16 protein-coding genes are annotated in these 12,406 nt (G+C 64.8%); 7 read left to right on the forward strand and 9 right to left on the reverse strand.

Going from position 1 to position 12,406, the window contains the following annotated elements; all coding sequences use genetic code 11:
• Positions 1-2 precede the first annotated feature (2 nt).
• Positions 3-728 (reverse strand): SDR family NAD(P)-dependent oxidoreductase, encoded by a 726-nt coding sequence (locus tag ACFWFP_RS10635; protein WP_379294488.1) that lies wholly within the window; start codon positions 726-728, stop codon positions 3-5.
• 104 nt (positions 729-832) lie between these two features.
• On the opposite strand from ACFWFP_RS10635, the gene ACFWFP_RS10640 reads away from it, so the two are divergent.
• The 4 genes from ACFWFP_RS10640 to ACFWFP_RS10655 all read left to right on the forward strand — a co-directional run bounded on the left by ACFWFP_RS10640 (position 833) and on the right by ACFWFP_RS10655 (position 4,552).
• Positions 833-1,672, forward strand: coding sequence for a LysR family transcriptional regulator (locus ACFWFP_RS10640; protein ID WP_379294489.1), 840 nt, complete (start codon positions 833-835; stop codon positions 1,670-1,672).
• 214 nt (positions 1,673-1,886) lie between these two features.
• The gene (locus ACFWFP_RS10645) at positions 1,887-2,666 is read left to right on the forward strand and encodes a class I SAM-dependent methyltransferase (RefSeq protein WP_379294490.1); all 780 of its coding nucleotides are present in this window, start codon (positions 1,887-1,889) and stop codon (positions 2,664-2,666) included.
• Positions 2,667-2,888: 222 nt separating this feature from the next.
• Positions 2,889-3,773, forward strand: coding sequence for an oxidoreductase (locus tag ACFWFP_RS10650; RefSeq protein WP_379294491.1), 885 nt, complete (start codon positions 2,889-2,891; stop codon positions 3,771-3,773).
• A 35-nt stretch (positions 3,774-3,808) separates the two neighbouring features.
• Positions 3,809-4,552 carry an SDR family oxidoreductase gene (locus ACFWFP_RS10655; RefSeq protein WP_379294492.1) on the forward strand — a complete coding sequence of 248 codons (744 nt, stop codon included), beginning with the start codon at positions 3,809-3,811 and terminating at the stop codon, positions 4,550-4,552.
• On the opposite strand, the gene ACFWFP_RS10660 is transcribed toward ACFWFP_RS10655, so the two are convergent.
• A complete protein-coding gene (locus ACFWFP_RS10660) occupies positions 4,501-5,427 on the reverse strand; it encodes a LysR family transcriptional regulator (RefSeq protein ID WP_379294493.1) in 927 nt (308 codons plus the stop codon). The two genes, ACFWFP_RS10655 and ACFWFP_RS10660, sit on opposite strands and share 52 nt — an antisense overlap.
• 228 nt (positions 5,428-5,655) lie before the next feature.
• Between ACFWFP_RS10660 and ACFWFP_RS10665 the strand changes: the two genes are divergently transcribed.
• The gene (locus ACFWFP_RS10665) at positions 5,656-5,796 is read left to right on the forward strand and encodes a hypothetical protein (protein ID WP_379294494.1); all 141 of its coding nucleotides are present in this window, start codon (positions 5,656-5,658) and stop codon (positions 5,794-5,796) included.
• Between the two features lie 821 nt (positions 5,797-6,617).
• Here the strand turns inward: ACFWFP_RS10665 and ACFWFP_RS10670 are convergent.
• Both ACFWFP_RS10670 and ACFWFP_RS10675 read right to left on the reverse strand, forming a co-directional pair.
• On the reverse strand, positions 6,618-6,920 hold the full coding sequence (locus tag ACFWFP_RS10670) for a hypothetical protein (protein WP_379294495.1): 303 nt from the start codon (positions 6,918-6,920) through the stop codon (positions 6,618-6,620).
• Positions 6,921-7,240: 320 nt separating this feature from the next.
• Positions 7,241-7,666, reverse strand: a complete 426-nt coding sequence (locus tag ACFWFP_RS10675; RefSeq protein WP_379294496.1) for a hypothetical protein — start codon at positions 7,664-7,666, stop codon at positions 7,241-7,243.
• On the opposite strand from ACFWFP_RS10675, the gene ACFWFP_RS10680 reads away from it, so the two are divergent.
• Positions 7,665-8,273 (forward strand): histidine phosphatase family protein, encoded by a 609-nt coding sequence (locus ACFWFP_RS10680; RefSeq protein WP_379294497.1) that lies wholly within the window; start codon positions 7,665-7,667, stop codon positions 8,271-8,273. The genes ACFWFP_RS10675 and ACFWFP_RS10680 overlap by 2 nt on opposite strands.
• 88 nt (positions 8,274-8,361) lie before the next feature.
• Here ACFWFP_RS10680 and ACFWFP_RS10685 read toward each other — a convergent pair whose 3' ends face one another.
• From ACFWFP_RS10685 to ACFWFP_RS10700, 4 genes are all read right to left on the reverse strand, one after another.
• Positions 8,362-8,766 carry a hypothetical protein gene (locus ACFWFP_RS10685; protein ID WP_379294498.1) on the reverse strand — a complete coding sequence of 135 codons (405 nt, stop codon included), beginning with the start codon at positions 8,764-8,766 and terminating at the stop codon, positions 8,362-8,364.
• A 114-nt stretch (positions 8,767-8,880) separates the two neighbouring features.
• On the reverse strand, positions 8,881-9,318 hold the full coding sequence (locus ACFWFP_RS10690) for a DUF6086 family protein (protein ID WP_379294499.1): 438 nt from the start codon (positions 9,316-9,318) through the stop codon (positions 8,881-8,883).
• A gap of 160 nt (positions 9,319-9,478) precedes the next feature.
• Positions 9,479-10,024, reverse strand: coding sequence for a uridine kinase (locus ACFWFP_RS10695; protein WP_379294500.1), 546 nt, complete (start codon positions 10,022-10,024; stop codon positions 9,479-9,481).
• A gap of 86 nt (positions 10,025-10,110) precedes the next feature.
• Complete coding sequence (locus ACFWFP_RS10700) at positions 10,111-10,872, reverse strand: nuclear transport factor 2 family protein (RefSeq protein ID WP_379294501.1); 762 nt, start codon at positions 10,870-10,872, stop codon at positions 10,111-10,113.
• Positions 10,873-10,932: 60 nt separating this feature from the next.
• Between ACFWFP_RS10700 and ACFWFP_RS10705 the strand changes: the two genes are divergently transcribed.
• Positions 10,933-11,532, forward strand: coding sequence for a TetR/AcrR family transcriptional regulator (locus tag ACFWFP_RS10705; protein ID WP_379294502.1), 600 nt, complete (start codon positions 10,933-10,935; stop codon positions 11,530-11,532).
• Positions 11,533-11,680: 148 nt separating this feature from the next.
• Here the strand turns inward: ACFWFP_RS10705 and ACFWFP_RS10710 are convergent, their stop codons facing one another.
• The gene (locus ACFWFP_RS10710) at positions 11,681-12,268 is read right to left on the reverse strand and encodes a TetR/AcrR family transcriptional regulator (RefSeq protein ID WP_379294503.1); all 588 of its coding nucleotides are present in this window, start codon (positions 12,266-12,268) and stop codon (positions 11,681-11,683) included.
• Between the last annotated feature and the right edge of the window lie 138 nt (positions 12,269-12,406).

Genomic DNA, 12,406 nt, shown 5'->3' on the forward strand with positions numbered 1-12,406 from the left:
TCTCACCAGGGCACTCTTCCGGCGTCGTCGAAGAATCCGCCGGTCGGTCCGTCGTCGGGCAGGGTCGCGAGGTGAATCGCGATCGCCGCCCCCTGTTGGGGTGTGCGGACCCCTCGCAAACCGTTGAGGTCGGTGGCGGTGAAACCTGGACAGCCGGAGTTGATCAGGACATTGGTCCCGCCCAGTCCCTTGACGTATTGGATGGTGACGGCGTTGAGGAAGGTCTTCGACGCCGAGTAAGCAGTGGAAATCGGGCCCATGTCGATGCCGGGCGCGGTCTGCAGCGCGAGCGAGCCCACGCTGCTGGACATGTTGACGATTCGCGGTGCTGCCGAGCGGCGCAGCATGGGCAGCATCGCATTGGTGACCCGGATGACGCCGATCACGTTGGTTTCCATGACAGCTCGCACGGTCGCGGGTTCGACTGTGGTAGCTGTCTGTGGCTCGCCGCCGGTAATCGCGGCATTGTTGACCAGCACGTCGAGCCCTCCGGCATGGTCGGCGATCAGCTCGGCCGCGGCGGCGACGCTCGCGTCGTCGTTGACATCGAGGGGCACGCCGAACGCATCGATTCCCGCCGCGCGCAGCTTCTCCACCGCGGTGTCGCGGCGTTGTCGATCCCTCGCGCCCACACCGATTCGCCAGTCGAGCGCGCCGAGGCCCGCCGCGATCTCGAATCCGATTCCTTTGTTCGCGCCGGTCACCAGCGCGATCGTCCGTTCACTCATGCCGTCGACAATGCTGCGGGCCAGGGTGGGCGTCCAAGACCGATCCGGTGTGCGGCAATACCGTGCGGGTATCGGTCGTGGTGAGCGCCGGATACGATGCCCTGGTGGAGACGCGGGAGTTGCGATACTTCGTCGCCGTCGCCGAGGAGTTGCACTTCGGGCGGGCGGCACAACGGCTCGCGATGGCGCAACCACCGCTGTCGCGGGCGATCCAGCAGCTGGAACGGCGGCTCGGAGTCGTTCTGCTGCACCGCACTACTCGCGCGACCACGTTGACCGAGGCCGGGGCGGTGCTGCTGCGGGAGGCTCGGCTCGCCCTCGAAGCGGTCGAAGCCGCCGAGCGCCGCACCCGCCGCGCCGCTGCCGACCGGCCCGGTGTGGTGCTGGCGACCAAGGCAGGAGCGTCCAGCGAACTGCTGTCGAAGTTGCTGGACGCCTACGCCGCTGACCCCTGCGCTGTCACAGTCGAGGTGGTGCTGTGCGGTCCCGGCGAACCGGAAACCCTGCTACGCAACGGAAGTGCCGACGTCGCTCTGCTGCACCGGCCCTACGACACGACAGCCGGATTCGACACCGAGGACCTGCACACCGAACAACAGATCGTGGTCCTACCCCCGGGGCACCCCCTCGCCAACCGACCTCACGTGTCGATGGCCGAGGTCAACGCCCTGACAGACCTGCCCCTGCCGCGATGGCCTCGACGGGATGGAAGTTACCCGGACGGCCCCGGCCCACAGGTTCGCGACCACACCCAACTGACCCAGCTGATCACCCTAGGTCGAGCCTGCGCCCTGATGCCCGAGTCACTCCGAGCCCAACTACGCCACGCGCACGCCACCGTGCCGGTGCCGGACGCACCGTCCGTCACGACCGTCATCGCCTGGCCGCCACACAGCAGATCAAAAGCCATCGCCGACCTCGTCCGTATAGCGACAAGCCTCTAACCACCAGCATCCGCAAATGCCGCCCACTGGGTGGTCGCGAATATCCGCACCTGCCGATGAGCGTAAAACCAGACTGCCGGTTCGCCAGAGCGGGCAATGCCACAGATCGCGTTTCCGGCGAAGTCCGCTGCTGTCGAATTGTGTGCGATGACGCCGAGCGGCCATGTACTGATAATCCCTTGCCGCCGTGTGCTGCGCTGATCGAGTATTCGGCATGACTTCTGATCTCGTACAGCACTACTCCGGCGCTTCGGAGGACGATCGCCTGTCCAGGTCCCCTCACGGCCGACTGGAGTTCCTTCGCACACAAGAACTGATCCGTCGCGCCCTCACGGCTCCGATGAGAGTGCTCGATGTCGGTGGCGGGACCGGGGTCCACGCCGAATGGTTGGCGAACGACGGTCACATCGTGCACCTCGTCGATCCAGTGCCCGAACACGTCGAGACGGCTGCAGCACTACCTGGGGTGACCGCCGAACTGGGCGATGCTCGACGACTGCCCGTGCCCGACAACAGCTTCGACACTGTTCTGCTGCTCGGGCCCCTATACCACCTCACCGAATCCGACGACCGGACAACAGCTTTGTACGAGGCCGTACGCGTGCTTCGTCCCGGAGGCATCCTTATCGCGGCCGCGATCAGTCGCTACCTGTCGGCTCTGGAGACCGGCACCAACGGCACCCTCGACGACACACTGACAACCGCGGTCGCCGAGGTGATCGCCACGGGTGACTACGACGCCCACGTCGGTTTCGTTCGAACTCATTGGCATACAGCAGACGAGCTCCGCACCGAGATCGAAGCAGCCGGTCTCATTGATGTCATGACCTACGGCGTCGAAGGCCCGGCCTGGCCCACACTCGACCACGCCGGACAACACAGCTTCCGATCCCTCGTGACAGCAGCACTGCAGTGTGCACGGCTACTGGAGCAGGACCCTCTACTGATCAACGCAAGCGCACACCTATTGGCAATCGCCAGGACCGAGCACTGACCTGGCCTGTTTCATAAACGCACTCTCCCGCCGCGACAAGCGCGATTCGGCCAGACCCAACGCACGGTAGTGCCGAGTTGCGGATTGCTGTGCCGACCGAGCTGCTGGTCCGACAATCCGATTTCTGCGTCGACACGAACGAAAGGACCGGGGCGGCATAGGAAATTCCTATGCCGCCTGCTGAATATTCGTCTTTGCCTCTCGCTCTTTCTCCGGCATACCGTGAAACAGCTCGACGATGTGCGCAACCACGATTCTCGCGACGTTCATGCGCTGGGAGACATCGCGCTCTTTTCCGTCGAGCCGACAAACAATGCAACCGGGAGGACAGCTGGTATGAGCACGGTCGAGAACAGCTCAAGAATGCGAGAACTCGCAGGAAAGCGGGCCCTGGTAACCGGTGGTACTCGTGGAATCGGCGCCGCCGTTGTGCGCCAACTCCTGGACGCGGGTGCCGAGGTCCTGACAACCGCCCGATCGGAAACGAACACGGTGCCGGAGGGGGCCGCCTTCGTGGCGGCCGACGTGCGGACGCGAGCAGGTGCGGAGGCGCTCGCCGCAGCCGCGCAGGAGATGTTCGGCGGAGTGGACATCCTGGTCCACAACGCGGGCGGGGCGGGGCCCTACCAAGGCGCACTGGCGATCCCGGACGAAGCGTGGCAGGACGCACTGGACTTGAACTTCCTGGCGTCGGTGAGGCTGGACTCGCTGGTCGCACCGGCGATGCGGGAACGGCGCTCGGGGATGATCGTGCACATCTCCTCGGCCGCGGTCCCCACGGTGGCGCCGCCGTTCCTGCACTACACGACGGCCAAGGCGGCGCTGGAGAACTACAGCCGCGGGTTGGCGGCGGAGTTGGCCCCGTTCGGAATCCGCGTCAACACCGTGTCTCCCGGCAGAACCGCCACCCCCGGCGGCGAAGCGACGCGGGAGCAGTGGGCGCGCCTGGACGCGGGGCCCGGCCAGGACAACACCACCCCACCGCTGGGGCGTGATGGCCGGCCCGCCGACATCGCCCACGCGGTGGTTTTCCTCGTGTCGCCCCGGGCAAGCTGGCTGACCGGAAGCAGCATTGTCGTCGATGGCGGCGAATTCCCCAGGGGCTGAACGAGTTCCGCAACAACGAACGGAGGAACCCCGACATGGGTGCATACAGCGACAAGAATGTGGTGATCACGGGTGCCGGCAGCGGCATAGGTCTGGCGCTGGCGAAATTGCTGGTGGCAGGTGGAGCCCGTGTCGCGATTACCGGTCGCTCGCACACCAGCCTCGACACCGCACGGGAGCGGCTGGGCAAGAACGCGATTGCCGTCCGAGGCGATGTGGCCGCACTATCCGACCTTGATGCTCTGGCGGAGCGGGTGACAGCCGAACTCGGCACGATAGACGCCCTGTTCGTCAACGCCGGCATCGCGACCCTCACGCCCTTCGAGTCGACGACCGAGCAGATGTTCGACGAGCTGTTCGCGATCAACGTCAAGGGCGCCTTCTTCACAGTGCAGAAGCTCGCCCCGCTGCTCAGCCCTGGCGCGGGCGTCGTCCTCACGACCTCGAACGCGAACGTCATGGGGTTGCCGAACACCAGCGTGTATGCGGCGAGCAAAGCGGCCCTGCACTCGATGTCCCGCAGCCTGTCTCGCGAGCTGCTTCCGCGCGGAATTCGTGTCAACGCGATCAGCCCCGGCCCCGTCGACACAGGAATTCTGGAGAATACGATGACCGCAGCGGCCGCCGCACAATTCAAAGCCGAACGAGTCGCGGACAATCCCATGCGGCGTTTCGGCACTCCGGACGAGATTGCCAGGGCAGCAGCATTTCTCGCCTTCGATGCCACTTACGCAGTCGGCACGGAGTTTGTCGCGGACGGAGGTGTCACCCAGCTCTGAGAGGGCTTGTACCAGCCCTGTGCACCTAGGAGGTCGAGCAGCGCCGCCTCCGCCGGACCCGCGTCTCGGCGGACCACGGCGACGACGGGCTGGGCCACGACCGGGAACACCGGGCGTGCGAGGTGCTCGTCTCCCCGGGGCACCGCGGAGGCGGGGACGAGCGTTACTCCCAGCCCATGGGCGGCCCAGCGCACGGCCGTCACAGTCTGGGACACGCGGGCGGCTGTGACCGAGGACAGCTCGTTATCGCGCAGCACGCCCGTCAGCACACCGTCGAGCGCGCTGTCGCGGTCGAACCGCACCCACGATTCTCCCGCCAGCTCGCGCAGCTCGACCCGCTCCGAGGCGAGCAGCCGGTGCCCGGCGCCCAGCACCACGACGAACTCTTCGTAGCCGAGGTGCTGGGCGTCGGCGGGGCCACGTTCGCAAGCCGCCATCAAGGCGAGGTCCAGCACGCCCTGACGACACAACCGCTCCAGCTCGGCCGAACTCGGCTCCTCGAAGACGGTGACCTCCAGCCGCGGGAAGCGACGGCGCAGCGCGCTCAGCACGACCGGCAGCTGCCGCGTGCCGAAGCCCATCTGCGCCGCGACCACCAACTCGCCCACCAGCTCCTCAGCGCCGTCTCGCGCCGTCGCCCGCGCCCGCCGCGCCGCGCTCACCGCCACCTGCGCCTCCCGCAGAAACGCACGACCCACCACGGTGGGCACCAGCCCAGTCGGCGTCCGGGCGAACAGCGTCACGCCCAGTTCCCGCTCCAGGTTGCGGATCTGCTGCGACATCGACGGTTGCGCGACATGCAGCAACTCCGCCGCAGCCGTCACCGACCCCGCCTCGGCTACGGCCAGCGCATACTCGAACTGACGAAGGCTCATCGGCTCCCGCTCCTTCCCGGGCGGACCATCACCCAGCCTGTTGTGATCGCTGTAACGACAAGTGCACAACGCCGGAGGCGGCACGTTTACTCCACACTGTCTACGACGCTCCGCTGAACGAACATTCGCACATGCCGCAGCCCGCGATTCAGGGAGCGCGGCACCAGCCGACGAACACACTCAACTGCCGATTGGAGGTCGTTTGCCATCCGCAAGGGTAGGCCCGCTATGCGAGCAGATATCGAACGCGCGGCCCGGGCAGTGCGCAAGGCCACCGAGTACGAATGGACGTGGACGACGGATGATCTGCGACCGTTCAGCGACCAAGTCGACTGGCCGCTCAGCGGTCTCGATGATCAGTACCGATAGTCACCGATCTCGAGGTGAACCGCCCCGATGCGGTGCTGTACGTCGCTGACGCACCAGCAACGGAGCTGTCTCGCCCGATCGATCAGATCTGGTTTCGTGCCAGTGATGTGGTGCTCGACCGCGACGACCTGGAGCAAGAACTAGACGAGGTTTCGACGCGCTCGTGCAGCGGATCTTCGAACTGATCGGCAGCGGCCGACCGGCTGGTGGGTCGAACCGACCGGAGGTCTCAGCTGGGAATTTCCCAGCCTTTTTCTCGAGGCAACAATCAGCGCTGGTTCGGTTTATATTTCCCTGGTCAGTCCCGCGTACCAGCGATGGTCGGATGAAATTGAGCGCCAGGCAGCCGAGGATGAGTAGTCGCGAGCGGCCGGAGCGGGCTCGGCTGCGCGGCTGCGCACGCGGGGATATCGTCCGCGAACACACACTTATTTGCCGACAGCTCGGTCCACGCCTCGGTGACGTCGGCTTCAGGTTCAGTAACAAGTGGAACGGCTGGGGCTCCCTGAGCAAGGAGGGTTGTGCCGAGAAACTCGAGGAGTAGGAGAGCAACGTTGCCGATGATCCCGACTACTGCCACGGCTATGGCGAGTCGATCGTCGAGTGGCTCCAGCAGTCCAAAGCAGCAGATAAGGGCCTCATAGGCCTCTGGGCCGGATAGTCGTTGGTACGCTGCGCTTTTCGCTTGCAACACGCCCTGCAATGCCGAGTGGCGCGCTGACCCAGCCGTCCAGCGCAAGCCGCGAAAGGCCAAGTGGCCGTGCCGGCCCGAGTCTGGCGGGACGCACGGTCAGGCCGAGTGCCTTATGCAAGCCGTCGCGCTAGTCGCTGCTGGCGGGGAGCGGGCCCATGTCGCATATCTCGCCGGTCCACCATTCGGGTTCATCGGCTGCCTTCCAGTTCACGTAGTACTGCCGCTCATGTACGAGCTCGGTCTGCTGATGTAGCTTGGCCTGTGCCAGTTCGGGTGCCGAGGTGGATGGAACTCCAGGAACAGCGCCGTCCAGAATTCTGGTGGGATCGCGGAAGTAGGTCGCGTACCGCCATCTCTCGAGTGTTCGGTACAACACGAACGTGGTCGGAGTCCCCCACCCCAGTCGAGCGGCCAGGCTGTCTTCGGTCATGAACGTGACCCTATCCGGCTGGTCGACCACACCTTGGATGTGACGCTCAGGATGTCCCTCCACCCACCACCCCGAACATCCTCTTCTGCCGCTGAGCACTCGGCCGACGGTTGAAATTCACTACGGTTCGAGACATCTGCGCATGCCCATTGTCGCGCGCCACCATGGTTCATCGAGCTACCTGATCGATGGGCGACGATCTCGAAAAGTGCGGTCGGACTCGGCAGTGAAGTCCGCGCGCAGGCTGCGTCCGCGCGAAGCATAGGGTCGATGTGTACCCTGCCGCTGGACAGGCTCGCCGCGGCCGCCCAGCAGCCAGTTCAGCCATGATCCGCCTGAGCGGGACAGAGTGATCTTCCTCGGTCGCCTGAGAGGATCGGCGTCATCGAAACGGCCGCGTGAGCGGGTCGCGTGAGTCGACATGCCGCTCGCACCTCCGCTACCGGTGGTTTCGCCCGCACGCGGTCCAGTGCGCGAAAGATCCCGATGAATGGGATACGCCGTATTTGGTTCGGGCAAATAGCTGCTTTTGTGAGACGCGCCACCCCAAATTCCGGTTCTTCGGCATACCAGAAGTGGCGTTCTCCACGATGAAAGGCATTCCCACCCATGCGAATCCGATCTTTTCGATTGTCCATTGCGGTGATGGCGGCCGCGGTCGCGGCCACTACCGTTACCACCGGCGTCGCGTCCGCCGATATCGATTTCGGAAGCTCCGGCAGCAGCTCCGGCAGCAGCGGCGACATGGTCATCACCCTGGTGCGCCATGCCGAGTCCCTCGGTAACACCTCCGGCCTGATCGACACCAAGGTGCCCGGACCCGACCTGACCTCACGAGGCCGGACACAGGCAGACAATCTGGCTATCCAGCTGGCCGGCAAGAATTATGACTGCGCCTTCGCGTCCAACATGGTGCGTACCGAGCAGACTGCGGCACCGACCATCGCCAAGCAGGACCTGAGCCTCGACATTCAGCCCGGTTTCCGGGAGATCGAGGCAGGCCAGTACGAGGGCACCCCGGAGGCCGAGGCGCTGTCCGGGTACCTACAGGCGCCGATCAAGTGGCTCTCCGGCGACCTGAACGCACGGATTCCAGGCTCCATCGACGGCAACGAGTTCGACAGCCGCGTCGATCAGGCACTGCTCGATGTGCAGCGCCGCGGCTGCGCCAACCCGGTGATCTTCTCGCACGGCGGCACCATCATGTTCTGGTCGATGATGAACGCCGACAACGCCGACAAGAACAAACTCGGCACCGATCCGATGCGCAACGGCGGCCGCGTCGTCCTCGAGGGCAGCCCGCAGAAGGGCTGGACGATTGTCGAGTGGGTCGGCCACCCGGACGTGGGCTGATACACCCTTCCGCGCCCCGGATGTCACCGACACAATCGATGACACCGGGGCGCGGTTGCATCTCTGCCCAGGGTCCCCCATCGACACTTCAGCTCGTACGCGAAGGCACATCTTCCTCGCGATCCTCTCGAAAACGACCTCTCGACTGCATCAGTTCGAGTGCCGCAGCCGCGACCGGCTTGATACGCCGGGGCCACCCCGAAGCGACGAACTCCTCATCGGAGCAAATCCGAGGTGTCGCGGCACAGGCATCAACGAGTGCTCGCTGCACTTTGTCGAGCGCGGTCACCTCTGCCGGTGTGAACGTCGACCATTCGCGCCATCGCCACGCTCCGCCGTCGTCAATCGTGTCGAAGAACTCGTTGACGTAGTCCCCGTACCCCCATGTACGAACACCCTCGTCCCCCTCGGCGAGTGTCTCCAGTGCCTCTATCGCGCGGTTTCGCAGTCGCTGCTCGACAACCCGCTCGCTCGGCCGGTCCTGGTCGCCCACGGTCGTAATGCTAGCGGCCCGAAGCACTCTCATGCCGCGACCCGCGCGGTTCGGTCGGGCAAACCGCGGCTCGGCCAACGCACGACAATGCCGATTATCGTGCGAGCGGACGCGCTAACGTGCCATGAAGCTGTCGAGCTGCCGTGCGTGCTCTCGAACAGTGGCGCTCCATTCGAACCCGCCGGCGTGACCCGGCAATGGACTCAAGCGGACCCGCACGTCATGCATCTCATCCCTTCCACGGACGACCAGAGCCGCCCAAAAAATTGTGATGCCGGCCCTCTCTGCGATGACCACCAATGTGGCGAGAAGCCCGTCAGACAGCGCTTGCACAACAGCGTGGCCGGTATGGCCCCGCCAGGCTAGAACGGCTGCCAAAAACACTTCCAGCACAACAGGAGTGACCGCGCACACGTCCGATTCCATCGGGCTGAACCCCGAGGGAACACCGAGTTCCCCCGCCAAGAATTCCACCTGGTTCAAGAACAGCCGTGAAGCGCCGTGCGAGGGATTCCAGAGTGTGGTCCCGTCCATCTCGTAGTACTGACTCATCCGACCGCCTGTCCGCCACTGAACAACTCATGATCCAGCCGATCTGAAGCCGCTCGCGACAACAACTTGGCCGTACACGATTCCAGATTGCCGCACGGCCGTCTCGACTCGGACGTCCGCTGGACGCGCGGTCGCGAATCGCACAGCTGCCGATGAGCGTTTATCCCTGGGTGTGCCAGCCGTTGACCTTCACGTCCGCGTGCTCTGGCGTCCGATCGGCAGCGAAGTGGGCGTCCTCGGCAGCCATCCAGCACTGCCACAACGGCAGCGCTTCGAGCCCGTCGCGGTTCAGCCCCCGCGTGAGTCGCGTATCGCGCGGGGTTTCCACCCAGATCGACAGCGACAGGCGGTTGCGTACGGCCGCACGCGCGGACGATACCCCTTCCAGAATCAGCACATCCGGGCTCGCTATCTCATGCCACTCCGACAAGGCACGCGTTGTCCAGTCATAGCGCTGGTACCGGGCAGGGCGGTCCTGGCCGAGCGGTTCCAGCACCTGCCTTTCCAACCGCGGCCACCAGTCGAATTGGTTGTCCCACGATGCGAAGTCATCGGTGTGGAGCAGCTCAGCACCGCATGCAACGGCGAGGCGGTCCGCCAGAGTGGATTTGCCTGCGCCGCCGGGCCCGTCTACTGCGACCAGTCGGGTCGAGCCCAACCGGGGCACGCTCTCCGCTATCTTGACCGCAATCTCCTCGATCAGCACAGGCTCCATTCTGGCCTGACGTCCACTACCGCCGCCTATCGTGTGGCGGCCCGGCCAGGCTGAGGATCGACCCGACGAAATGACGACTATCGGATGGTTGTCGGGCGATGCCTGGTAGCGGGTGGACGGAGTCGGGTGATTGCCCGCGTTGCGTGACCTGCGCCGCGCATGAGCCATTTGAAAGCCGTGGTCGATGGACCTGGGACGATTCCCGCTAGTTGCACGCCGTCGAGCAGGTCGTAGAGCGTTTCGCCTTCATACATCAGGTGTTCGGCGTTGAAGTGATATCTGTCCACGGCGGTGCACTGGACAAACGCGCCGTTGCCCGGGATGGCGGCCGCATCTGCTCCGTAGGGGTGCAGCTTCAGCGGCCCGACGAGGTGACCGCTGCCGTAGTAGCGCACGACCATCCGGACCTCACCGTTCGGCGCCAGGTCGACGTAGCACTGTCCGGGTATCGGGTCGTAGCGCCAGTCGGGGATGGCATCGAAGAACGCGAAGTTGTAGGCCACGAATTCGTCGAGTCCGACCATGCTCGCGCCCAGTGTCGTCACATCCTTGTAGCGCAGATCGTCAGTGTAGAGCTCGTGGTTGTGGGTCATGTCCCGGGTCTGCCAGCTCCACCAATATTTTTTCGCCCAGTCGAGGGTCCAGGCGATATCGAGGCCATGGTCGGCATAGAACTCGATCTTCTTCTCGTATTCCTCGAACCACGTCTGTGTCATGGCGGTCAGCGCGGCTTCGTTCAGGACTTCGACCGGTTCGGCACGGTTCGTCAGCACCGTCGGGATCGGTTGTGCCAGGCGGGGAAGTCGCAGTGAGTGTTGGAACTGCTCGTCGGTGAACATCGCCTCTCCATCCGGAAGCAGGTGCTTCCTGATGAATGATGGTTCTTGTAAAGTGGTCCCGTGTCAAGGAACTACAGCGGGCAGACGGCGGAAGGCCGCGCCGCCGACCGGCGGGCGCGCCTGATCGACGTCGGCGTCGAAATAGTTGGCACGCAGGGTGTTTCCGCCCTCGGCATGCGATCGGTCTGCCGGGCGGCGGGGTTGAGTCAGCGGTTCTTCTACGAGAGCTTCGCCGACACGGACGCGCTACTGCACTCGGTCTACCGAGAGGCGCTGTCGCGCTTGGAGAAAGCCCTCGCGCCCGCGGTGACATCCGGCGATCTGCATGCGATGTTCGAGGCCGCCGCCCGCCTGATGGAGGACGATCCTCGCATCTGCCGCATCCTCCTGGTCGAGCCGGTGGCCGACGTGCGGCTGAGAAGCTATGTGCGAGAGACCATTCCGGCTATCACGCTAGCCGTACTCGGTGATCGCGTCGCCGGTTCACCCGACGATCCCCGGGTCCGCATGCGCTTTTCCGCACTCTTCGGCGCCCTGATTTCCCTGTTCGTCGAGTGGACGGAAGGCAGTCTCGGCACCGACCGCGACGCCTTCGCCGGCCACGTGACGGCAGTCGCGACACAACTCATGAGCGAGAACAGCTCCGTCGGCACAACGTGACGTGCCCTTGCGAGTCACAAGGTCCGCTCCTGCCGAGGACGGCTCACCTGCCAGGAGTGGTCGAGAACTAGACCGGCTCGAGTGTTGCTCCAGCCATGCCCACACCCCGAATCAGCACTATTTCATGAGACATATTTGATATCTGATCTCAGTAAGATTCGGATTCGTTGCCTGGCGTGCGCGTAATGGCGCGGACGGCGGTTGCGGCGATCTGCTCATCGGTGAGATTGCTGTGCTGAATGAGAATGTGGGACAGCACGATACGGACGACGACTTCGCCGGCGTGGACGGCAGGCAGGGCGAGGTCGGCGTCGGCTCGGGTCGCGATGAGTGGGGCCGCGAGAGCGGCAACGGTCTCGACGAGATTGAGCTCGGCGCCATCGTGAGCGACGGCGATGTCGAGCAGCCAGGCCGGCTCGTGCCGGCGGATGTAGCCGAAGGCCGGGTGCTCGCGCAGGTACGCCAGTGCGAACAGGGTGATTGATCGCACGACCTGCGGCAAGGGTGCGAACAGGTCGACCTGGCCGTATGCCACCGCGACCATTTTGGCGATTTCCGCGCGCCCGAGCGCGGCGACCAGGCCGTCCTTGTCGTTGAACTCGCGGTACGCCGTTGCGCGTGAGACGCCGGCCCGCTCGGCGACCGCGACCAGAGTCAGCGCGTCGAGGCCGCTCTCGGCTATCAGCTCGAGCGCCGCGACATGGAGCGCTTCGGCGGATCTGGTGGTGGAGGGCATGAACCTTTCTACCTTCACGACGTGCGCGGTCCCTCTCGGCCCGCGATCGGGTGGTTGCCATGTCGCACAAACTGAGACTAATCTCCACAAATGTATCAGTACTGAGAGCGTCGGAAGCCGACAACACCTCGAGCGGGT

The sequence above is a fragment of the Nocardia sp. NPDC060249 genome, assembly GCF_042728755.1.
Taxonomy (GTDB): Bacteria; Actinomycetota; Actinomycetes; order Mycobacteriales; family Mycobacteriaceae; genus Nocardia.

Coding starts and splice junctions, on each gene's coding strand:
- ACFWFP_RS10675 (WP_379294496.1), bottom strand. CDS start 7,666: ATGTCGCCGCTGCTGCCGGAGCTGCTGCCGGAGCTTCCGAAATCGATA.
- ACFWFP_RS10680 (WP_379294497.1), top strand. CDS start 7,665: ATGGTCATCACCCTGGTGCGCCATGCCGAGTCCCTCGGTAACACCTCC.
- ACFWFP_RS10690 (WP_379294499.1), bottom strand. CDS start 9,318: ATGAGTCAGTACTACGAGATGGACGGGACCACACTCTGGAATCCCTCG.
- ACFWFP_RS10670 (WP_379294495.1), bottom strand. CDS start 6,920: ATGACCGAAGACAGCCTGGCCGCTCGACTGGGGTGGGGGACTCCGACC.
- ACFWFP_RS10660 (WP_379294493.1), bottom strand. CDS start 5,427: ATGAGCCTTCGTCAGTTCGAGTATGCGCTGGCCGTAGCCGAGGCGGGG.
- ACFWFP_RS10665 (WP_379294494.1), top strand. CDS start 5,656: ATGCGAGCAGATATCGAACGCGCGGCCCGGGCAGTGCGCAAGGCCACC.
- ACFWFP_RS10710 (WP_379294503.1), bottom strand. CDS start 12,268: ATGCCCTCCACCACCAGATCCGCCGAAGCGCTCCATGTCGCGGCGCTC.
- ACFWFP_RS10700 (WP_379294501.1), bottom strand. CDS start 10,872: ATGTTCACCGACGAGCAGTTCCAACACTCACTGCGACTTCCCCGCCTG.
- ACFWFP_RS10645 (WP_379294490.1), top strand. CDS start 1,887: ATGACTTCTGATCTCGTACAGCACTACTCCGGCGCTTCGGAGGACGAT.
- ACFWFP_RS10655 (WP_379294492.1), top strand. CDS start 3,809: ATGGGTGCATACAGCGACAAGAATGTGGTGATCACGGGTGCCGGCAGC.
- ACFWFP_RS10635 (WP_379294488.1), bottom strand. CDS start 728: ATGAGTGAACGGACGATCGCGCTGGTGACCGGCGCGAACAAAGGAATC.